Source organism: Roseateles toxinivorans (genome assembly GCF_004362525.1).
GTDB classification, from domain to species: domain Bacteria; phylum Pseudomonadota; class Gammaproteobacteria; order Burkholderiales; family Burkholderiaceae_C; genus Paucibacter; species Paucibacter toxinivorans.
The window spans coordinates 149,723-170,965 of sequence record NZ_SNXS01000006.1 but is presented as its reverse complement, the minus strand read 5'-3'; the positions used below and the strand labels follow the sequence as shown (position 1 = coordinate 170,965).

Annotated in this window: 15 protein-coding genes; 11 read left to right on the top strand and 4 right to left on the bottom strand. The window is 68.1% G+C overall.

The genetic code is table 11. The annotated features are described in order from the left end of the window. The first annotated feature begins 11 nt into the window (after window positions 1-11). The 10 genes from DES47_RS21800 to tssM are packed head-to-tail and all read left to right on the top strand — an operon-like array spanning window position 12 to window position 14,758. Entirely contained in the window at window positions 12-2,093 is a 2,082-nt protein-coding gene (locus DES47_RS21800) for a type VI secretion system Vgr family protein (RefSeq protein ID WP_166652115.1), read from the top strand. Between the two features lie 31 nt (window positions 2,094-2,124). Next, complete coding sequence (locus tag DES47_RS21795; RefSeq protein ID WP_133702868.1) at window positions 2,125-2,697, top strand: DUF4123 domain-containing protein; 573 nt, start codon at window positions 2,125-2,127, stop codon at window positions 2,695-2,697. A gap of 5 nt (window positions 2,698-2,702) precedes the next feature. Further along, window positions 2,703-4,508, top strand: coding sequence for a hypothetical protein (locus tag DES47_RS21790; RefSeq protein ID WP_133702867.1), 1,806 nt, complete (start codon window positions 2,703-2,705; stop codon window positions 4,506-4,508). Further along, the gene (locus DES47_RS21785; protein ID WP_133702866.1) at window positions 4,508-5,317 is read left to right on the top strand and encodes a hypothetical protein; all 810 of its coding nucleotides are present in this window, start codon (window positions 4,508-4,510) and stop codon (window positions 5,315-5,317) included. Before DES47_RS21790 ends, DES47_RS21785 begins: the two co-directional genes overlap by 1 nt. A gap of 42 nt (window positions 5,318-5,359) precedes the next feature. After that, entirely contained in the window at window positions 5,360-7,174 is a 1,815-nt protein-coding gene (gene tagH, locus DES47_RS21780; protein ID WP_133702865.1) for a type VI secretion system-associated FHA domain protein TagH, read from the top strand. After that, window positions 7,171-7,998, top strand: coding sequence for a PP2C family protein-serine/threonine phosphatase (locus DES47_RS21775; RefSeq protein WP_133702864.1), 828 nt, complete (start codon window positions 7,171-7,173; stop codon window positions 7,996-7,998). Before tagH ends, DES47_RS21775 begins: the two co-directional genes overlap by 4 nt. A gap of 24 nt (window positions 7,999-8,022) precedes the next feature. Further along, on the top strand, window positions 8,023-8,409 hold the full coding sequence (locus DES47_RS21770; RefSeq protein ID WP_133702863.1) for a DUF4280 domain-containing protein: 387 nt from the start codon (window positions 8,023-8,025) through the stop codon (window positions 8,407-8,409). A 25-nt stretch (window positions 8,410-8,434) separates the two neighbouring features. Continuing rightward, window positions 8,435-9,772, top strand: coding sequence for a type VI secretion system baseplate subunit TssK (gene tssK / locus DES47_RS21765; protein WP_133702862.1), 1,338 nt, complete (start codon window positions 8,435-8,437; stop codon window positions 9,770-9,772). Further along, complete coding sequence (locus DES47_RS21760; protein WP_133702861.1) at window positions 9,769-11,139, top strand: DotU family type VI secretion system protein; 1,371 nt, start codon at window positions 9,769-9,771, stop codon at window positions 11,137-11,139. The genes tssK and DES47_RS21760 overlap by 4 nt, the downstream gene beginning before the upstream one ends. A gap of 55 nt (window positions 11,140-11,194) precedes the next feature. Further along, window positions 11,195-14,758, top strand: coding sequence for a type VI secretion system membrane subunit TssM (tssM, locus tag DES47_RS21755; protein ID WP_133702860.1), 3,564 nt, complete (start codon window positions 11,195-11,197; stop codon window positions 14,756-14,758). A gap of 73 nt (window positions 14,759-14,831) precedes the next feature. On the opposite strand, the gene DES47_RS21750 is transcribed toward tssM, so the two are convergent. From DES47_RS21750 to DES47_RS21735, 4 genes are read right to left on the bottom strand one after another with little or no spacing between them, the layout of a single operon-like run. After that, window positions 14,832-15,521: a CpXC domain-containing protein gene (locus tag DES47_RS21750; protein WP_133702859.1), complete on the bottom strand. Its 690-nt coding sequence runs from the start codon at window positions 15,519-15,521 to the stop codon at window positions 14,832-14,834. Between the two features lie 44 nt (window positions 15,522-15,565). Beyond that, complete coding sequence (locus DES47_RS21745; RefSeq protein WP_133702858.1) at window positions 15,566-17,068, bottom strand: hypothetical protein; 1,503 nt, start codon at window positions 17,066-17,068, stop codon at window positions 15,566-15,568. Between the two features lie 30 nt (window positions 17,069-17,098). Then, window positions 17,099-18,904, bottom strand: coding sequence for a hypothetical protein (locus DES47_RS21740; protein WP_133702857.1), 1,806 nt, complete (start codon window positions 18,902-18,904; stop codon window positions 17,099-17,101). Between the two features lie 14 nt (window positions 18,905-18,918). Beyond that, on the bottom strand, window positions 18,919-19,935 hold the full coding sequence (locus tag DES47_RS21735) for a hypothetical protein (protein WP_133702856.1): 1,017 nt from the start codon (window positions 19,933-19,935) through the stop codon (window positions 18,919-18,921). 136 nt (window positions 19,936-20,071) lie between these two features. Between DES47_RS21735 and DES47_RS21730 the strand changes: the two genes are divergently transcribed. Continuing rightward, window positions 20,072-21,124 (top strand): LacI family DNA-binding transcriptional regulator, encoded by a 1,053-nt coding sequence (locus DES47_RS21730; RefSeq protein WP_133702855.1) that lies wholly within the window; start codon window positions 20,072-20,074, stop codon window positions 21,122-21,124. The last annotated feature ends 119 nt before the right edge of the window (window positions 21,125-21,243 follow it).

Below are 21,243 nucleotides of genomic sequence, written 5' to 3'. Positions count from 1 at the left end.
CGGAGAACATGATGGCAAATGAAGCCGAGTTCCTGTCACCGCTGGGCGAGAACGCCCTGCTCTTCAGGCGCATGCATGCGCGTGAGGAGCTGGGCCGCCTGCCTGAATACAGCATCGAGCTGCTGCGCCTGAGCAAGTCGCCGGCAATCTTCGCCGCCGACCTGCTGGGCAAGAGCATCAATGTCAAGCTGCTGGTGTCCGAGGGCAAGTACCGCTACTTCAATGGCGTGGTCACCCGCTTCGAGCAGGGCGGCTCGACCGGCCGCTTCGACATCTACCGCGTCGAGATGCGGCCCTGGCTGTGGCATCTGACCCTGGGCGCCGACAGCCGCATCTTCCAGGACAAGACGGCGGTCGAGATCCTGGACTTCGTTTTCAACGAATACGGCTCCTCGTCCAAGATCGAGAAGAAGCTGACCGGCGCTTTCCGCAAGCGCAACCACACGGTGCAGTACCGCGAGTCCGACTTCAATTTCGTCAGCCGGCTGATGGAAGAAGAAGGCATCTACTACTACTTCAAGCACGAGAAGGACAAGCACACCCTGGTGCTGTGCAACAGCGCCAGCGGCCATGCACCGATCGAGGGCGGCGACCTGACCTGGGGCCTGAAACAGAAGGAACAGCAGACCCGCGAGGACATCGTCACCGCCTGGAGCCGCACCCATGCGCTGCGCTCGCTGAAGTACACCCACACCGATTTCTCGCCCGAGGCCCCGACCGCCGACATCAAGGGCGATGCCGTCCGCGACCCCGGCTACCCGAAGCCCAATGACCTGGAGGTATTCGACTATCCCGGCGGCTATGACGACCTGACGATGACGGCCGGCAAGACCAGCGCCAACGTCGAAGAAGCCAAGCGTCTGGCCAAGCTGCGCGTCGAGGCCTTCGAGTCGGGCCATGTCATCGCCTCCGGCCTGACGCCCTGGCGCCATATGTCCACCGGCTACACCTTCAATCTGCTGGATCATCCGAACAAGGGTGGCTATCTGGTCACCCGCTCCGACTACGAACTGGAATTCGCCGGCTACGAGGCCAATGCCGACGACACGAGCCAGGGCTTCAGCTGCCGCTTCGACGCCGTGCCCAAGGCCACCGCCTTCCAGCCCCAACCCTCGGCCACCCGGCCTCGGGTCCATGGTCCGCAGACGGCCACCGTGGTGGGCCCCAAAGGCGACGAGATCCATACCGACAAGTTCGGCCGCGTCAAGGTCCAGTTCCGCTGGGACCGCATCGGCAAGAAGGACGAGAAGGCCTCCTGCTGGATACGGGTCAGCCACCCCTGGGCCAGCAAGCAGTTCGGCATGATCGCGCTGCCCCGCATCGGCGACGAGGTGGTGGTCGAGTTCCTCGAAGGCGACCCCGACCGCCCCCTGATCACCGGCCGCGTCTACAACGGCGACAATATGCCTCCCTACGAGCTGCCGACCCAGGCCACCGTCAGCGGCATCAAGAGCCAGTCCAGCAAGGGCGGCGCGCTGACCAATGCCAACGAGCTCCGCTTCGACGACAAGAAGGACAGCGAGTACATCTGGTTCCAGGCCGAGAAGGACTACCACCAACTGGTCAAGAACGACGCCTTCGCCACCGTCAAGAACGATCTGTGGGTCGACGTGGTCAAGAACGTCGCGCACAAGATCGGCGAGAACTTCACAATGGACATCGGCAAGGTCACGACCATCGCCGTCAAGGAAGACACCCATGTCAAGCTTGGCGCCGACCTGAACATGGAAGTCACCGGCGCACTGAACCTGAAAGTCACCGATGCGGTGGCCTTCAAGGGCGCCGCGGCCATGGCCATCACCGCGGGTCAGGGCCTGGACATCTCGGCCGGTCAGGCGCTGAACATGGCCGCCACCTCGACCCTGCACATCAAGGGCATGGGCATCGTCATCGACGGTGGCACCCAGCTGTGCATCAAGGCCGGTGGCGCCTTCATCACGCTGGGCCCGGAGGGCGTGACGATCCAGGGCACGATGACCAAGATCAACTCCGGCGGCGGCGCCGGCAGCGCCAACAGCGCTGCCCAGGCCAGCCCTGCCGCGCCCAAGGAACCCGCAGCGCCCAAGGAAAACAAGGATCCGCTGGCCAAGTAAGCCCGGTCCTGCGCAGCCCAAACCCCACACCGTGACCACCACCGAGCCGACCCTCATCCCCCTGCCCGCGCTGGCGCCCGCCCAGCACAAGGCGCAGTTGTGGGCCGACGACAGCCAGCAGGTGTTTGCGGTGGTCATGGGCGACCGCGTGCCGGATCTGTCGGCCAGGCTGGCCGAGGCCGATGTGATCGACCATGACTGCCTGCTGCCAGGTGCGCTGGAGCCCGACCTGCAGCGTCGCGCCCCCTATCTGGTGCATCTCAAGCGGGAGTCCGCGTTCACCGACTGGCTGCTGTTCGAGGCCAGCGCCGGCCTGGGGCCCTGGGGCGTGTTGGTCTGCAGCCCGGCCAAGCGTCTGTTCCTGCGCAGCCATCTGCGCGGCCTGTTGCAGGCCCGCATACCCGGGGGCCAGCAGATCGCGCTCGATTGGATGGACCCGCAGATACTGCAGATCCTGCTGCCCCTGTTCGATGCGGCGGCGCTGAGCGCCTTCATGGGCCCGGTGCAGTCCTACGTGATCGCCGGTACCGATCACTGGTTCACGGCCAGCCTGAACCTGGGGCAGCTGCAGTCGCGCAGCGTCCCTCTGGCCAAGGCAGCCTGAGCACCATGCTGCTGCTGAATGCCGAGCAAACCCAGGCGCTGCAAGCGCTGAAGCTGGAGCGCGACATCCGCCGGCTGTCCGAGGCGCTGGCCACCGGTTTTCCGGAGATTCCTGGCCGTCTGGCCGAGCGCTACGAACAGCTGGTGCGCCACGGCGTGCAGCGCGGCGCCGTCCATGGCTTGACGCACGCCGTCTGTGTGGCCCGCTACCTGGCCTGCTGGTTCATGCTCGGCGCCGAGTTCGAGACCCGGCCTGGCTTTGTCTGGGCCCAGGACCTGTTGACCGACGGCGGTCGCCCCGAGGGTGCCAAGGTGTTCCAGCTGTGCCGCCGCACCCGCGAGGAGCTGGCGCGCCTGGCCCTGCAGGCCGCCCCGCCGCAGGGCCTGATGCCCCCCGCCCTGTTCGACCAGGCGATCGCCGGTCTGGATGCCGCGCTGATGGAACGCGGCATGCTGGGCTCCCTGCTGCCCGGCAGTCCGGTCCAGCTCGGCGAGGCCTGCGACATCGACGCGCTGGACCTGCGCCTGCTCGAATCCGGCATGGGCCTGCAATACCGCGTCGAGCAGGGCCAGTGGCGCCGCCTGCCCGCCGAGGTCGATCGCAGCCCGATCACGCTCAGCGCCGGCGCCGGTCCGCGCCATCTGGTGCCGCAGAGCACCGCCCCGGATGCCGCCGCCGTCTCGGCCCTGCCGGCGCGGCTCAATGTGCTCAGCCAGCCAGCCGGGCGCGACGTCACCCGTTTGCGCCTTCGCACCCGGGCCGCCGCCTGCTGCGACCCCAAGGTCCATCCGCTGGCGGTACTCAACGGCCCCCGCGGTGTCAGCGACTGGCGTGGCCAGCATGCCAACGACGTGCTGCTCAACCTCTATGCCGACTCCCCGGCCCCACCGCCCGGCGACGCGCTGCAGCCGGTCATTGCCGCCGAGGGCCCGGCGCAGATCAGCGTGCTGGAGCTCAGCTCCTGCGGCCTGCGCGATGCCGGCCAGTCGCTGGGTACCCTGAGCACACAGATCGCCGTCTATCCGGCCGAGCAGCACTTGATGGCCTGGAAGCGCGAGCCCGGCCCGGCGATGACCTGGCCCGAGACCCACGCCACGCCAACCACCACCCCGCCGTCGCGCTTGCGCATCGAGCGGGACGGCCTGGCGCTGGAGGCCTCGCGCTGGCAGGCCGGCCTGGAAGACCTGGACCGCCAGCTGATCGAAGGCCTGGGGCGCCTGGCCACCGCCTGGGAGCGCGAAAGCGGCGTCAGCCGTGGCAGCCTGCAGGCCCAGCCCATGCTGCTCAGTGGCACCGCCGGCCTCAGCTGGGGCTGGGCCGAGGGCGAGCAGGGCATGCGCTCGATGCCCTTCTACCGCGTCGCCGGCCTGATGGATCTGGTGGCCTGCCAGCTCAATCTGCGCATGAGTGGAGACCTGGCCCTGCATGGCTCGCTTAGCCGGCTGACCCTGCACTGCGCCGGTTCGGCGCCGCTGCAGCTGAGCTGGCAGCGCGGCGCCAAGGATGCCGATCTGATGGCCACGCTGGCGCCGGCACAGACCCAGTTCCGCCACCCCTTCGTCCTGCAGCTCGAGGCGACGGCCCGTGACGAGCTGGCCGTGCTGGACATCGGCTGCCCGGTGGTCGGCGCCCTGGTCGGCAGCTGCGGCCTGCGGCCCAAGGCCGAGGGCCCGGGCCTGCAATGGTTCGCCAAGCTGGAGATCGCACCGGCCAGCGTGATCCTGCTGCTGCACGACCCGCTGCTGGGCCACCGCGAGCTGGTGCGACCGCTGCTGCCGGCGATGAAGCTGCTCGACTGGAGTCTGGGCTGATGGAGCGCTTGCTCGTACTCAAACTCGACGCGCAGGCCTGCGAGGCCGAGGCGCGGCTCAATGGCATCCCGGTGGCGCGGGTCAACCCCGCCCGCCCCAGCGCCATCGTGCCGGTGCACGAATACACGCTGGCCGGCACCAACCGGCTGGAACTGGTGTTGTGGCCGCGTCCGCCCCAGGCGCCGGACCAGCCGGTCGAGCCACCGCTGCCCCTGGTCGCCAACGGACTGATGCGCGCCCATGCCCGCGTCATGCTGCCGCGGGTGGGTAACGTCATCGATGAGGCCAGTGCGCGCACCCTGGCCCAGCTGGACTGGGCACCGGCCGCCGGTCTGGCCTACGAGGCGCCGCTGACACTCAGCGAGGACGTGACCCTGCCGGTCAGCTTTCCGCGCTGGCGCTGGATGGACGCACCGCTGACCGCCATCACCCCCGCCCTGCTGCAACAGGCACTGGCCTTTGTGCAGCGCCTGGCCACCGACCTGGCCGCCGGCGAGACCGACAGTTTCATCGCCGCCACCCGTCTGCGCACCGAGGAGCTGGCGGTGGCCTACCAGCGCCAGCCCGCCGATGAGGCAGCCCGCCTGCGCGAGCACCTCCTGACCCTGCATGCCGCCAAGCGCCTGCTCTGGCAGCCGCTGGTGGCCGAGGGCTTTGTGCTGCGCAGCCTGGCCGGCGGGCGCCTGCTGGAGTGCCTGGATGCCGCCGGCCTGCCCGCCCTGCGCACCCTGCCCGACGAGCTCGGCCAGACCCTTTCTTTTCCGCTGCGCCTGACCGCCGTTGAGGGCAAACTGTATGTCCTACGCTGAGTACATCCAGCAAGACCCGTATCTGTTCGAGGACCCCAGCCCGTGATCACCCTGACCGTTACCTCCTTCAACGGCGCCCCCAGCGACATTCCCTTGAGTGCCAGCTTCGACGAGCTCGGCGGCACCATAGGCCGTGCCGACACCAATCAGCTGGTGCTGCCCGACCCGGACCGGGCGATCTCGCGCGTACATGCACAGATCGTGTTCCGCGCCGGCGGCTTTGCCGTCGTTGACCGCGGCAGCAATCCCATCCTCGTCAATGGCAAGGCCGTGGGCAGCGGCCGCGAGGCACCGGTGGCCGATGGGGATCAACTGCAGATCGGCGGCTATGTGCTGGCCATCAAGCGCAGCGCCACTACAGCCAAGTCCACGCCCGACGACCCCTTTGCCGATCTGCTGGGCCCGGCGGCTGGTGCCCGCGGGCCGGCCGCGGCCCAGGCCCCCGCAGCCCGCACACCTGGCCTTGTCGATCCGCTGGCCGCCTTCGGCTTCGAGCCGACACCGCAGACCAGCCCCGGCATCTACTCGCGGCCGCCGACGGCACCGCCTCCGGCCGCACCATCGGCCGGAGGCATCCCCGACGACTGGGATCCGTTCGCGCCCGACCCCGTGGCCGCCAGGCCCGCCGCCCAGGACCTGGCCCGCTCCTTGGGCAGCGGCGGCAATTTCGGCCTCGATGCCGGCTCCGCCGCGCCGTCGGCGCTGATTCCCGATCTGCCCTCCTCCGGCCCCGGCAATGACAACTCGCTGGACAATCTGTTCGGCCTCAAGCCCGGCATGGGCGGCGACCCGCTGGCCAATTCGGCGCTGGACGCGCCGATGGCCAAGCCGAATATGGCCGCCAGCCACGACCCGCTGGCCTCGCTGAACAGCGCGCCCAAGGCGAGTGCGGCCAGCGCCTCGGACGCTTTCTCCGATCTGAACCGGCCCTTTGTGCCGCCGCCGGCCATTGGCGCCAAGCCGGTGGCTCCACCGCTGCCTCCCGTCGAACTGATACCGCCGCTGACCGATATCAAGCCGGCCCTGCCATCGGGCGCCGTGCTGTCCTGGGACGCTCCCAGTGGCGACGGCCACACGGTGATACGGCCCTCGGCCAAGATGACGACCGAGGCACGCATCGCCCCACCAGCGGCGGCCAAGCCGGCTGCGCCACCACCCGCCCCGGCCCAACCCGACTACCCGCCCACCGGCATGGCACGGCCACCGGCGACCGCCCCTGCAACGCCGCCTGCGCGCGCACCGGTGGCCGCTGGCAGTGCCGATACCGAAGCCCTGCTGGCCGCATTCCGCGAAGGCCTGGCCACGCCGACGGTGCAGATCGACACGCTGACGCCCGAGCTGATGAAGCTGATCGGCCAGCTGGTCCACGAGTCGGCCAAGGGCACGGTCGATCTGCTGGTCGCCCGTGCGGCGCTGAAGCGCGAGGTGCGCGCCGAGGCGACGATGATCGTCGCGCGTGAAAACAATCCGCTGAAGTTCTCGCCGAGTGTCGAGGCCGCTCTGCAGCATCTGCTCAGCCCGCCGACGCGCGGCTTCATGCCGGCCGCACCGGCGATGCGCGACGCCTACGATGATTTGCGAGCCCACCAGTTCGGCTTCATTGCCGGCATGCGCGCAGCGCTCGAGGGCGTGCTGGCCCGCTTCGACCCGGCCGAGCTGGAGGGTCGCCTGAGCCAGCGCTCGGGCCTGATGTCCATCCTGCCCGGCAGCCGCAAGGCACGCATGTGGGAGGTCTTCATCGAGCACTATGCGCAGATTCGAAGCGATGCCTCGGACGACTTCCACACGCTGTTCGGCAAGGCCTTCCTGGAGGCCTACGAAGAGCATATCGACCAGCTCAAAGGAGATTCGCCTTGAGTGACGCCGGATCCGAGCTTCAAGCGCTGCTGTCCGATTCGGTCGGCACCCATGGTGCCCTGCCGCAGATCGAGCTGGCCATCCTGTCGCGCCGGGGCGGCCGCGACTACAACGAGGATGCCTGCGGCCACTGGCACTCGGACAGCCATCTGTGCGTCGTCGTGGCCGACGGCGCCGGTGGCCATGGCGGCGGCGACATTGCCTCGCGCCTGGCCGTCAGCCACATCATCGAGCAGTTCGCTGCGGCGCCGCTGTCCGAGGCCGAGGAGGTGAATGACCTGCTGGTCGACACCAATGCCAATGTGATACGCCACCGCGCCGATGGCGAGGCCCAGGCGAATATGCACAGCACCGTGGTCAGCCTGTTCATCGACCTCGATCGCGGCGAGGCGCTGTGGGGCCATGCCGGCGATTCGCGCCTCTACGTGTTCCGTAACGGCCAGATGCTGGCTCACACGCGCGACCACAGCCTGGTGCAGTCGCTGGTCGAGGCCGGCATCCTGACCACCGAGCAGATGCGCACCCACCCCAAGCGCAGCGAGCTGCATTCGGCCCTGGGCACCGACCCGGCCGATCTGCGCGTGACCACGGCCACAAGGCCCTGGGTGCTGCATCCCGGCGATGTGTTCCTGCTCTGCACCGACGGCCTCTGGGAATACGTGAACGAGGCCGAGATGTGCGCGGCGCTGAGCCGGGCCCATGATCCGGTGGCCTGGTTGTCCAGCCTCGAACAGCTGGTATTGCGCAATGCCAGGGAAGCGCAGAAACCCGGCCACGACAACTTCAGCGGTGTCGCGGTCTGGATCGGCCCGCCCTCTCGCTGAAAAGCCCCAGCAAAGGAACACACCATGCCCCAACAAGTCTGTACCGGCGCGATGATGATGTGCACCTTCGGCGCCGCACCGTCGACCTTCAATGCCACGCCCCGCCCGGTCATGACCAGCAATATGGTGGCCGGCGTGATCACCGACAACATACCGATGATGAATGTGCCGCCGTTCGGCGTGTGCATGTCGCTGGCCAACCCGCAGGTGGCCGCTGCCACCGCCGCCGCGCTGGGCGTCTTGACGCCCATGCCCTGCGTGCCGGTGCTGCCCGCGCCCTGGGTGCCCGGTGCGCCGACGGTGCTGATCGCCAACATACCCGCGCTGGACAATACCTGTAAGCTCATGTGTGCCTGGGCGGGGGTGATCAGCATCAGCTTCCCCGGGCAAGTCACCCACCAGATTCCCTGATCCGTAGATCGCTAGATCGGCAACTATGACCTGGTACAACAAAGTCATCTGGACGGAGGGAATGTTCCTCCAGCCCCAGCACTTCCAACAGCACGATCGCTTTCTGGCCCTGCAGGCGCACAGCCGCTTTGGCATGACGGCGGGCTATGGCTGGGGCTATATGAGCCTGGCGCTGGACAGCGCCGCGCTGAACCTGGGCAAGATCGCCGTCAGCGGCGCCCAGGGTGTGTTGCCCGACGGCCTGGTGTTCGACGTGCCCGGGCAAGACGCGGCCCCGGCCGCCTTCGATGTGCCCGCCGATGTGCGCGACGAGCTGGTGGTGCTGGCCGCCGTGCTGCAGCGCCCCGGCGTGGCCGAGAGCGATGCCGAGTCCGACGCCGGCTCGATGCCGCCGCGCTTTCGCTCGGCCGAGGTCGATGTGGGCGACACCAATGTCACCGGCGAGCGCGCCGCGCCGATCCAGGTCGGCCGCCTGAACCTGCGCGTGATGCTGGCCCGCGACGCGCAGGAGGGCTATGCCACCTTGGGCCTGTGCCGCGTGATCGAGCGCCGCGCCGACAACAAGCTGGTGCTGGACACGCAGTACGTGCCCCCGACCCTGCATGCCAGCGGCAATGACATCCTGGCCTCCTATGTGCGCGAGCTGCACGGCCTCTTGCACCAGCGCGGCGAGGCGCTGGCCTCCCGACTGGCCCAGCCGGGCCGCGCCGGCGTGGGCGAGATCGCCGACTTCCTGCTGCTGGAGGCCATCAACCGCACTGAGCCCTTGTTCGCGCAGCTGCGCCAGACCTCGGTGCTGCATCCCAAGGACCTGTATTTTTGCTGCGTGCAGCTGGCCGGCGAGCTGGGCACCTTCCGCGAGAAGCGCCGGCCGACACCGATGCCCGCCTATCTGCATGACGACCCGGTGCGCTGCTTCAAGCCGCTGATGGACGATCTGCGCCAGTCGCTGTCGATGGTGATGGAACAGACCGCGATTCCGATCGAGCTGCAGGACCGCAAGTACGGCATTCGCGTGGCCATCATTGCCGACGTCGAACTGCAGCGCAACGCCCAGTTCGTGCTGGCCGTGGCCTCGCAGATGCCCGGCGACGCGCTGCGTGCGCGCTTTCCGACCCAGGTCAAGATCGGCACCGTCGAGCGCATCCGCGACCTCGTCAATCTGCAACTGCCCGGCGTCACGCTGAGGCCGCTGCCGGTGGCGCCGCGCCAGATTCCCTACCACGCCGGCTACACCTATTTCGAGCTGGAAACGCGGGGCAACGAGATGTGGAAACAACTGGAAAGCTCGGGCGGACTGGCGATGCACATTGCCGGCGACTTCCCTGGCTTGGAGCTTGAATTCTGGGCGGTACGAGCATGAGTGATCCCAACGACCCGTTTGCCGCGTTCAATTCGGACCGGACCGTCATCAAGCCCAGCGCGGGCCGTGGCCCCAGGCCCGGCGCGCCCGAGGGCATGGCACCACCTGGCCCCGGCGGCGGTGGCGGTGGCGGCATGGCGCCGCCAGCCGCCTCCAGCAAGGATGCCCCGCTGGCCATGGACGCGCTGATGACGGCCAGCCTGAACCCCCTGGTCTCGGCCGCCGCGCCGCTGCTGGCCGCCGCACCGCGCGTGCGCACCACGGCCCGCCATCCGAACCCGGCCGGGCTGAAGGAGGCGCTGGCCGAGGGCATCCGCAAGTTCGAGGCCCAGGCCCGCGCGCAGGGCCTGCCCAATGAACAGGTGATTGCCGCCCGCTACATCCTGTGCACCCTGCTCGACGAATCGGCCGCCAGCACGCCCTGGGGCGGCTCGGGGGTCTGGTCGGCGCAAAGCCTGCTGGTGCAGTTCCACAACGAGACCTGGGGTGGCGAGAAGGTCTTCCAGCTGATGTCCAAGCTGGCCGAGAACGTCGAGGCCAACCGCAGCCTGCTGGAGCTGCTCTACGTCGTGCTGGCCTTCGGCTTCGAGGGCCGCTACCGCGTCATCGACAACGGCCGCGCCCAGCTCGACAGCGTGCGTGAGCGCCTGGTGCAGCTGCTGCGCCAGGGCCGGCCCACGCCCGAGAAGGCGCTGTCGCCGCGCTGGAAGGGTGTCGAGCAACAGGTCGCCAAAATCCGCGACGGCCTGCCGATGTGGGTCATCGCCTCGGTCACCGCGCTGATACTGGCCCTGGTCTTCATGGGCCTGCGCTTCAAGCTCGGTGACAACGCCGAGAGCGTGTTCAACACGCTGCAGTCCTTGGACGCCAAGGCCGCCACGGTGGCCGCCGCCAGTCCACCGCCTCCGCCGCCACCGGCGGCCTCGGCGCCGCGGCTGGCCGGCTTCCTGAAGCCCGAGATCCAGGCCGGCCTGGTACAGGTGCAGGACTTCGCCGACCGCTCGGTGGTGACGATCAAGGGCGACGGCTTTTTCGAGCCCGGCAGCGCCGTGATCTCATCCGAGGTCAGGCCGCTGCTGCCGCGCATCGCCCAGGCCTTGAGCGACACGCCCGGCTCGGTGCTGATCACCGGCCACACCGACAACCAGCCGATACGCACCCTGCGCTATCCGTCGAACTGGCATCTGTCGCAGGACCGTGCCGACACCGTCAAGGCCGAACTGGCCAAGACGGTCAAGGTGGCTCGGCTGCGCGCCGAGGGTCGGGCCGATGCCGAGTCGCTGGCCGACAACAGCACGCCTGCCGGCCGGGCCAAGAACCGCCGCGTTGAAGTCACGCTGTTCGTGCAGCAGGCTGCTGGCTCATGAGTGCCGCCTGCCCGCCGCCGACAACCCGATGCCTCTTGACTGACTCGCCCGCAGCATGAAGAAATTTCTGTCTGTCATCTTTTCCCCGCTCGCGCTGACCCTCTACGGTCTGCTCGCGCTGGCGGCCCTGATCTGGTGGATAGGCCCCTTGATCGCGATCGGCGAAAGCCGGCCGCTCGATGGCGTCTGGACCCGCGTGATCGTCATCCTCGCCATCTTCGGCATCTTCGCGCTGATCAAGGGCATTGGCGCCTGGAAGCGCAAACGCGCCAATGCCGAGATGGTGGCCGGCATGAGCGGCGGGGCCAGCGCCAGCGACCGCGAGGCCGAGGTGCTCAGCAAGCGCTTCACCGAGGCGCTGCAGGTGCTGGAAGACAGCGCCCGCCAGTCGGGCAAGCGCAGCTTCTTCAAGCGCGGCCAGTATCTGTACGAGCTGCCCTGGTACATCTTCATCGGCGCCCCGGGCTCGGGCAAGACCACGGCGCTGATGAACGCCGGCCTGACCTTCCCGCTGGCCGGCAAGATGGGCCAGGCCTCGATCAAGGGCGTGGGTGGCACGCGCAACTGCGACTGGTGGTTCACCGACGAGGCCGTGCTGATCGACACCGCCGGCCGCTACACCTTGCAGCAGTCCGACGAGCAGGCCGATGCCGGCGCCTGGGACAAGTTCCTGGACCTGCTGAAAAAGACCCGCCCGCGCCGCCCCATCAATGGCGTGCTGTTGACGATCAATATCCAGGACCTGCTGCAGCAAAGCCCGGGCGACCGCAAGGAGCATGCGTCCAAGCTGCGCCTGCGTCTGCAGGAGCTGCATGCCCGGCTGGGTGTGCGCCCGCCGGTCTATGTGCTGGTCACCAAATGCGACCTGATCGCCGGCTTCAACGAGAGCTTCGGCGAGCTGGGCAAGGAAGAGCGCGACCAGGTCTGGGGCTTTTCCTTCCCATACGATCCTCGTGGCCAGGACACACCGGTGCAGGAGTTCGGCAGCGAGTTCGCCGCGCTCGAGAAGCGCCTGCGCGACCGCCTGCTGGACCGCCTGGAAGCCGAGCGCGACACGCTCAAGCGCGCCGCCATCTTCTCGTTCCCGCAGCAGTTCGGCGGCATCAAGGGCCTGCTGGGCGGCTTCCTAGAACAGGTGTTCGGCGACGGGGGCTCGCTGGAAGAGCGCAGCCTGCTGCGCGGTGTCTATTTCACCAGCGGCACCCAGGAGGGCACGCCTATCGACCGCGTGCTGGGCACGCTGGCCCGCACCTTCGGCGTGGACAACCGCGCCGCCTCGGTGGCCTCGTCGCGGGGCAAGAGCTTCTTCCTGTCGCGGCTGCTGAAGGAGGTGGTGTTCAGCGAGCAGGGCCTGGTCGGCGAGAACCGCCAGGCCGAGGCCTCGCGCCGCCGCTGGCGGCTGATCGGCATGGCCACCCTGGGTCTGGCCAGCGTCGCCCTGCTGGCCGGCTGGACCATCAGCTTCATGCGCAACCAGGCCTATATCGCCGAGGTCGAAGCCCGTCTGCCCGAGGTCAAGACCGCCGTCGAGGCGCTGCCCCCGGCCAACAACACCGAGGTCGCCGCCCTGCCCCAGGTGCTGGATAAGGTTGTCGCTGCGCCCAAGCCCACCGCCTTCGAGCTGGAGCATCCGCCGCTGCTGAATGCGCTGGGCCTGTACCAGGGCGACTTTGTGAAGGCCGGCGCCGACATCGGCTACCAGCACCTGCTGGACCGGGCGTTGCTGCCGCGCGTGGCCAAGCGGCTGGAGGAGCGGCTGCGCGCCGTCAACCGCGAGAACCTGGAGCTGGCCTACGAGGCGCTGAAGGGCTATCTGATGCTCTACACGCCCGAGCATTTCGATGCCGAGGCGCTGAAGAACTGGGTCACCCTGGACTGGGACGTCAATCTGGCCGGCACCCTGAACGCCGAGCAGCGCGCAGCGCTCGCCGCCCATCTGGAGGCGGCACTGGCCAAGGGCGCGCCGGCCGCGCTGGCGCCGATGGACAAGGCCCTCGTCGCCCAGGTGCGCGAGATGCTGATCGCCTACCCGCTGGAGTACCGGGTGTTCAGTCGCTTGAAGCGGGCCCAGGTGGGCTCCGAGTTCCCCGAGTTCTCGGTCGCTTCGTCCGGCGGGCCCAATGCCATCCAGGTGTTCGAGCGGGCCAGCGGCCAGCCGCTGACCAAGGGCATACAGGGCCTGTTCACCCGCGACGCCTATTTCAAGGCCTTCAAGGGCGCGGTCACCAAGGTGGCCAAGCAGCTCGAAGACGAGCAGCGCTGGGTGCTGGGCACCGGTGTTCAGGGCAGCGCCGCCGACAAGGCCCGCGCGCTGGCCACCAATGCCCCCGACGAGATGGACCTGCGCGTGCGCCGGCTCTACCTGCAGGAGTACATCAAGGTCTGGGATGCCTATCTGGCCGATGTGCGCCTGGTCAAGCTGGGCGGTCTGGACCGCAGCCTGGCCGTGGCCCGCGTGCTGGCTGCACCCGACTCGCCGCTGGCCGCCTATCTGCGCGCCGTAGCCAGAGAGACCCAGCTCGCCGCAGCGGCGGCCGAGGCCAACACCTCGGGCCTGCCCGGCGGCAAGCTCGGCGAGAAGGCGGACAAGGCGAAGAAGGACCTGGCCGCGCTGATGGGCAAGCAGGCCGAGCCGGCCGGAAAAGCCGCCGCCGGTGCACCGCTGGAGACCCTGGTCGACGAGCACTTCGCCTATCTGCACCGCCTGGTGGCCGGCCAGCCCGCGCCCATCGACGAGGTGATGAAGATGTTCAACGAGGTGTTCGTGCAGCTCAGCGCCATCGATTCGGCGCAGAAGAGCAAGACCGCACCACCGCCCCCGCCGCCCGGTGGCGGCGCCAAGGCCGCCGCGGCCATGCAGCCCGAGCCGATCAAGTCGATGCTGGAAACGCTCAGCGACGCGGGCGCCAGCCAGAGCCGCACGGCCGAGCGCCAGGGCCTGACCTCGGAGCTGAAGCCGATCTCGGACTTCTGCGCCCGCACGATCTCGGGCCGCTATCCCTTTGCCCAGGGTTCCAAGTCCGACGTGCTGCCGGACGACTTCGGCCAGCTGTTCGGCGTCGGCGGCATGCTGGACGACTTCTACCAGCGCCGCCTCAGCGCGCTGGTGGACATAGGCGCCACGCCCTGGGTCTACAAGCCCCTGACCGACGGCACCAAGCCGCCGGGCGGCGCGGCGCTGGCCGATTTCCAGCGTGCCTCGCGCATCAAGGAGGCCTTCTTCCGCAGCGGCGGCAAGACGCCCAGCTTCAAGGTCGACGTGCGCGTGCTGGAGATGCTGGACGGCCTGAAGGAGCTGACCCTGGACCTGGACGGCACGGCGCTGAAGTTCACCGCCGGCAATACTGCGGCGCAGACCATCACCTGGCCCAGCGCCCGCGTGGCCGCGCAGATCAAGCTCAGCGCGCCCGGTGGCGCGGTGCAGCTGTTCGAGGGCCCCTGGGCACTGTTCCGCATGTTCGGTCAGTTCGAGATCCAGCCCTCGGCCCAGCCGGAGCGCTTCACCGTGCTCTTGAACCTGGACGGCAAGAAGGCCAGGCTGGAGGTCATCTCCAGCAGCGCCATCAACCCGCTGCGTATGCGCGAGGTGCAGACGTTCAGGTGTCCTGACGCGCTCTGACCGGTAGCCCCAAAGCACAGCGCCCGGTGCCGATCTGATCGGCACCGGGCGCTTTCACATTCCAGGCTCGGTTTCAGCCGCCGCGCGTCAACCTCAGCACATCGACAAACAGCCCGGCCGTGATCTGCTCGCGAAGCGGCTGCCAGTCCTCGGGTTCGGCCAGGATCTCGTCGTAGATGGCGCGCGGCACGCTCAGCTCCTCCAGCTCGCCGTCGGGATCGTCGGGCACAAGCAGCAGCACCAGCGCCGCATCATCGCCCTCGCCGGTGGCCTGCGTCAGGCGCAGTTCCTGGCCCGGCGGCAGATCATCCATGCCACGCATCAGGGCGATCTTGGTCAGCTCCAGCCCCGTGTCGTCCAGGCCCGCATCGGCGGCGACCAGCTTCTCGCGCAGGCCGCCCCAACCGAACACCAGGCGGGGCTTCAGCTCGGCGCCGATCTCGCGAGCGGCCGTGCCGGCCTGGGCCCCGAACGCCTTGTCAAAGGCCTGCTGCGCCGCGGCCTCCAGCTCGGCCCATCGGTCTACCCAGGCGCCGGGATAGGCGGCAATCCACTGGCCGCGGCCGACATCCAGATAGTTCAGCTGCGGGTCCAGCCGCAGGCCGGTGCCGCAATGCGGGCAGCTCTCGCGCTGGAAGCTGCCGTCGAGTATGGCCTCGCGCAGCTCGGGTGCGCGGTCGGCATTGACGCTGACGCTGGCCGAAAACTCCAGCGCCTTGCCGCAATGCGGGCAGTTCAGATTGACGGGATGGTAGAGAGACATGGCCTGACCTCAGGTTGGGTGCAGCAGCTTAGGTGCAGCGCAAGTTAGACGCCGAAAAGATTGTCCAGCCAGGTCTTGGCCGGATGAGCGGGTTTCATCTGCTCGGACTTGTAGGCCGCGTACAGCTCGGAAAACCATTCGCCAGGGGCGCGGAACTGGTAGCCGGTGATGCCTTCCGCACGTGCCGTCGCCTTGTAGCTGACCCAGCGATTGGCATAGGCCTCATGGTAGATGCAATCGCCGATGATGAAGCCACCGGCCTGGATCGTCTGGGTGCATTTGGCGCCGGCCTTCCAGGGGATCTGGCCATGGCGTATCGCATCGGCCCAGGTCGTCATCGTCGCCCAGTCGGTCGGCTCCGGCGAGGGAATGGTGCCGCCGTCCAGGTATTTGGCAATCGCCGCCTGGTCAATGCCTTCCAGGTTGAGTGCATCGGCGGCGGCCTTGGCCACCGCCGAGACGTTGCCGCCATGGTTGACCCAGGCCCCGTACTTGTCGACATTCTCGTTGCTGGCCATGAACTTCTTCTTGTCGTCCAGCGCATGGGCGATCTCGTGCTGCACATTCCAGTCGAAGAAGACAGGCGCCTCCTTGCCCTCCGGCGGCTTGCATCTGTCTTCGACGCCGGGCAGCTCGGTGGTGATCACCAGGCCGCGCTTGGAACCCTCGTTCAGCGCATCGCCCAGCACCACATTGCCACCGCCATAGGATGAGCCCCCGGCCGGCTTGCGCGTGACCTGGCGCATGCGCGGGTTCTCCTTGGTGTGCTTGTCCGGCACTTCGGCCATCAGCTTGTAGACACGCTTGAGCACCGCCACGGTGGATTTTTGCGCCCCGGTGCCCTCGTCCTGGGCACCCTGCTTCAGGTTGAAGCGCACGGCCAACGCGGCCAGCACATGGTCGGGCGAATCGGTGGGGCCGAGGCCGGCGATCAGCGCGTCCAGCAGCTGCGGGCCACCAGGCTGCTTGTTCAGCGTCTCCATCTGGTTCTTGAGCACCACCGGGTCAGGCGAAGGGGCCTTCAGCAGCTTCTTCACCTCCACTGATTTGCACTGCGCCTTGGCGCTGGCCAGCGCGGTGTCGGCGGCCTTGAAATCGAACAGCAGCGCCTTGGCCTTGGCCTCGGCCAGGGCGGTGTCCACCTTGGCCACATCGGCGCCTATGCCCGGCGCACCGGCCCGCGGCGAGACGTTGGTCAGGCCGGTCACATCGAGCTCGACCAGCAGCAGGCGCGCGTTGAAATCCTCGCTGGTCTTCTTCAGCGCGGCGGCGTCGGCGATGGCCAGCAGCGCCGCATCGAGGGCGGCCTGAGCGGCCACATAGTCCTGCTTGGCCGCCTGCTCCTCGGCCTTGCGCTTGGCCTCGGTCACCGCCGGCAGCCTGTGCTTGACGGCGGGATGCTCGGCATCAAGCAGGGCCTGCTGCTGCGCCACCTCGCCATCGCGACGCTTCTCGTAGGCCGCGTGGCGGTCGGCCAGCTGGGCGGCGAGCAGGCATTGATTCGCTGCGTCGGTGATCAGCTTCTTGGCCTTGACCAGATCGGGCATGGTGTGTTCCTCCTGTACTAGAGCGGAGCGTCAGGCGCTCAGCGCCGTGCCGGCCTCACCCAGCAGCTTCTCGATATCGGCCAGCTGCTTGGCAATGCCGGTATGGCCCTCGCGGACTTTCAGCGCCTCGAGCAGCTTGCGCACCTCGGCCAGCGCGGTGGCCGGCTCGCCATCCAGGCCGGTCAGCGCGGTGTCGCGGGCCAGTTCGTCCTTCTCGGCCGTGGTGGCCAGGGCCTTGCAACCATCGCAGTCGCCGCCGATGCGCTTGAGCAGCGCTGTGGCGCCCTTGAAGTCGCGACCGGGATCGGCCAGTGCCTTGGCCTGCTTCAGGCGCTCGCGCAGCGAGGCGGCCTCGGCGGCGCTGGGGGTGTCCGGCTCGTCGGGCACGGTGCTGACCAGGGGCTCCACTCGCGCCAGCTCGACGACATAGGCGGCGTGCTCCTGCTTCAAGGTCGTGACCGCGGCGCATTCGAGCTCCAGTGCCGCCAGCGTAGCCAGCGCCGGATCGTAGAAGCGCTTGGCCGCCTGCTTCTCGGCCTTGTCCAGCATCGTCTTCAATTTCGCCAGCTCGGCCGTCAGCACGGTATTGGACGTCACGGGCACGGCCTTCTCGACCTGCTCGACCTTGGGCTTGACGATGTCCAGGCGCAGCGCATAGCCGGTGTGCTCGTTGGCATATGCCAGCTGCTGCTGCGCATCGAAGTACAGCAGCGTCATGTCCATCTTCGCGCCTTCGATCGTGCCGGCCGTGACGCTGGCCTTGGCCGTGTCCATGCGCTTGCGCAGCGCGGCGACCTCGGGCGCGAAGGCGGCCACATGGGCATGATTCAGCAGCTGGACAAAGGTGTCGGTGGCGTTGCTGAAGGTCCGCGTCAGCAGGGTCGAGCCGCTGGTGTTGTCGCAATGGGGCTTGACCTGGGCCAGCAGGTCCAGCGCCGCCTGGCGCTTGCCGGCGGCGGCCTGCCGCTCGGCCGGCGCGATCATCTGCGTCTCGGCGATCTTCACGTCCACCGCCAGCATATTCGTCTTGGCCGTGTTCAGCGCCAGCTTGGCGGCGGCCAGGGCATCGGTGTAGGCCTTGGCCAGCAGTTGGGCCTTGGCGCATTCGGCATCGACCTTGCCCAGCAGGACGGTGGCCTCATCGCGCTTGTCCTCCTTGTGCAGCTTGACTGCGGCAGCTATGAAGTCTTTCTGGATCAAAGCCGCCTCGTCCTTGACCACCGCAGGCAGCTTGGCCAGCGCCGTCTGGGCTTTGAGCAGCGCATCGGCATAGGCCTTGGCCTTGGCCTTCTCGGCGCGTATTGGCAGCACGACCTTGTTGATATCGACGCGCAGCGCCTGGGCCGGCCCCAGCAGCTTGGCCAGGGCCTCCAGATTCTTCAAACTGGGGCCGGCGACGGCCAGGCCAAGCCCCTTCTCAAGCGTCGCCAGTTTCAGCGCCAGCGGGCCACTCAAGCCCTCATCGCTGATCTCGCTGATGTCCTTCTTCGCCTCGGCCAGCTCACGGCTCAGCGTCTGATGATCGGGCACCATGGTCTGGGCCTGGCCCAGGCGCTGCTCGACTTCGTCGACGCTGCCTATCAGCGACATCAGCCGGGACGATCGGGCCTCGATATCGGGCAGGCCGTCCAGGCCGGCTTCACCACGGAGCACCTCGTCCAGCGAGCCGATCAACAGCCCCTTCAAGCCGGTGAAGGGCAAGGCATTGACGTCGTTGCGCAGGGCAGCGACCCGATTGCGCAGCCGCTCACGCTCGGGGTTGACGATGTCGCGGGTGTTGCTGCCGTCGCGGATATAGCGCAGCAGACGACCAAACAGGGAACGTGGACCGGCCATAGTGCTGCTCCGAATCAGTTGCTCATCGCGCGCTGCATCGCCTGCAGTGCGTTGACCATGGGCGTGCGGATGTCACCATCGATATCGCACACATCGAGCACGATGTCGTCCTCGCTGACATAACGCATCAGCTCGTTCACCTGCTGGGCGGTGCGCGGCTCGGCCGTCAGGTTCTTCAGCACGGCGCTCATCTGGATGATGGCGGTGGCCGAGTCGGGCAGCTTGGCATCGGCCACCTCCTTGGCCAGGGCCTTGAGCTTGGTGACGGCGGCGCCGCGGGCGCTGCGCCAGCCTTCCAGCGCCAGCTCGAAGGCTGCATCGCCGGCCTCGCCTGGTGCCACCGGCGGCGCGCTACCCGGACCGGGCTCGGCCGGCTCGCCATCGTCATCGATGTCGTTCGGGTCTTCGCCACGCACGCGGATCTTGTAGCGCTGCTCGGTCTGCTTGAGCAGCGCCTCCTTGATCTTCTTGGCCATGCCGGCGGCCTGCGTCAGCAGCACAAAGGTGTGCGCGTTCTGCTCGAAGATGCATTCACCCGTCACGAACTTGACCCCGCTGGTCGTGCCCAGCTCGGCAGTCAGCAGCTTGCGCCGCGGCGAGCCTATGGGCTTGCGCGAAACCAGCACCACGCAGTCATTGCCGACCGTGGCGACCATCGCCTGCAGCACTGTGCCCTTGCGCACGTCGCGCAGCAGGGGCACCATCTTGGTCGTCAGCAGGGTCGGGCTTTCTTCTTCCTCGTCCCCCACCTGCTCGGCGGCCGCCTTCCTGGCCTCGGCCTCGGCGAGCTTGCGCTCCTTCACCAGGGCCTTGTCCAGATCGTCCAGATAGCCGGTGACTTCCTTGTCGGCCTTGTTGGCCTTGCGCAGCTGCTCGGACTGTTTCTCGATGTCGTCCAGGGCCGCCAGCTGGTCCTCGGGCGTCTTGGCCTTGTCAAGCTCGCCCATCGCCTTCAGCAGGGCCGCATCCTTGAGGCCGCGCCCCTTGGCAAACTTCTTCCATTCCGCTTCGGTCAGGGTCTTGTCGCTCACCTTGCGCCTCCATCACGCCTTGCAAAGCAGGCGATAGCTCGCCGGATCATAAGGTCGAGCGGACGCGGTGAAGCTCCGGGGAACCACCCAGCCGCCGCCGTGGCCTAAACTCCAGCGCCAAAACCTCGAACGGGATATGAAGAGCACCAAGAGCGCACGCAAGACCCCGGCCGCTGCGGCGGGCACGCAGGGCAAGAAGGTCACGCTGGAGATGGTGGCGGCGGCCTGTGGCGTGTCGCCGAGCACGGTATCGCGCATCCTCAATGGCACGGCCATCGTCAGCCCCGAGAAGCGCGAGGCGGTGGACCGCGCGATTGCCGAACTGGGCTTCATACCGAACCCTATCGCCCGCGGCCTGGCCGGCGGGCGCACCCTGAGCGTGGGCGTGGTCACCCAGGCGATCGACAGCCCCTTCTACGGCGTGGCGCTGCGTGGCATCGAGGAGGAGCTTAGCCAGGCCGGCTACAGCCCGCTGTTCGTCAGCGGCCACTGGAATGCCGAGGAGGAGCGCCGCTGCATCGAGGTGCTGCGCTCGCGCCGCGTGGACGGCATGATCATCCTGACCGGCCGCCTCAGCGACGACTCGCTGCGCAACCTGGCCAAGACCATGCCGGTGGTGATCACCGGCCGTACCTTGACGGCACCTGGCCTGTACGCGCTGGACTTCAACAACTTCGAGGGGGCAAGACTTGCCACCCACCACCTGCTGAGCCTGGGCCATCGCAAGATTGCCTTCATCTCGGGCGACCCCATACACCCCGACGCCGCCGAACGCCTGCGCGGCTACCGCGCGGCGCTGGAGGCCGCCGGCGTGCGCTACAAGCCTGCGCTGGTGATGCCGGGCAAGTACTTCGAGGAAAGCGGGCTGATGGCCGTCGAACGCTTGATCGACAGCCGCGAGCCCTTCACCGCCATCTTCTCCGCCAACGACCAGATGGCCTTTGGCGCCGCGCTGGCCCTGCACCGGCGCGGCCTGCGCGTGCCCGATGACATCTCGCTGGTCGGCTTCGATGACCTGGCCGGCGCCGAGCATTCGATCCCGCCGCTGACGACCATCCACCAGGCCGCCCATGAGCTGGGCCGGCTGGCGGCCGTGTCGCTGCTGCAGCTGCTGGCCGGCCAGACGCCCACCGGCACGCTGCCCGAGCCGCGGCTGATCGCCCGCGCCTCAACCCGCGCGCTCGCCTGAGGGCCCCCCGGCACTTACCCTCGATTGACAGCAAAACCGGGGCTGGCTACATTATGAAAGCGCTTTCAAGAATGCGAGAGCGGCCAAGATAATCGAGCCGCTTGCTACGGAGACATGGA

Coding starts and splice junctions, on each gene's coding strand:
- tssM (WP_133702860.1), top strand. CDS start 11,195: ATGAAGAAATTTCTGTCTGTCATCTTTTCCCCGCTCGCGCTGACCCTC.
- DES47_RS21770 (WP_133702863.1), top strand. CDS start 8,023: ATGCCCCAACAAGTCTGTACCGGCGCGATGATGATGTGCACCTTCGGC.
- DES47_RS21785 (WP_133702866.1), top strand. CDS start 4,508: ATGGAGCGCTTGCTCGTACTCAAACTCGACGCGCAGGCCTGCGAGGCC.
- DES47_RS21790 (WP_133702867.1), top strand. CDS start 2,703: ATGCTGCTGCTGAATGCCGAGCAAACCCAGGCGCTGCAAGCGCTGAAG.
- DES47_RS21760 (WP_133702861.1), top strand. CDS start 9,769: ATGAGTGATCCCAACGACCCGTTTGCCGCGTTCAATTCGGACCGGACC.
- tssK (WP_133702862.1), top strand. CDS start 8,435: ATGACCTGGTACAACAAAGTCATCTGGACGGAGGGAATGTTCCTCCAG.
- DES47_RS21745 (WP_133702858.1), bottom strand. CDS start 17,068: ATGCCCGATCTGGTCAAGGCCAAGAAGCTGATCACCGACGCAGCGAAT.
- DES47_RS21730 (WP_133702855.1), top strand. CDS start 20,072: ATGAAGAGCACCAAGAGCGCACGCAAGACCCCGGCCGCTGCGGCGGGC.
- DES47_RS21800 (WP_166652115.1), top strand. CDS start 12: ATGGCAAATGAAGCCGAGTTCCTGTCACCGCTGGGCGAGAACGCCCTG.
- DES47_RS21740 (WP_133702857.1), bottom strand. CDS start 18,904: ATGGCCGGTCCACGTTCCCTGTTTGGTCGTCTGCTGCGCTATATCCGC.
- DES47_RS21750 (WP_133702859.1), bottom strand. CDS start 15,521: ATGTCTCTCTACCATCCCGTCAATCTGAACTGCCCGCATTGCGGCAAG.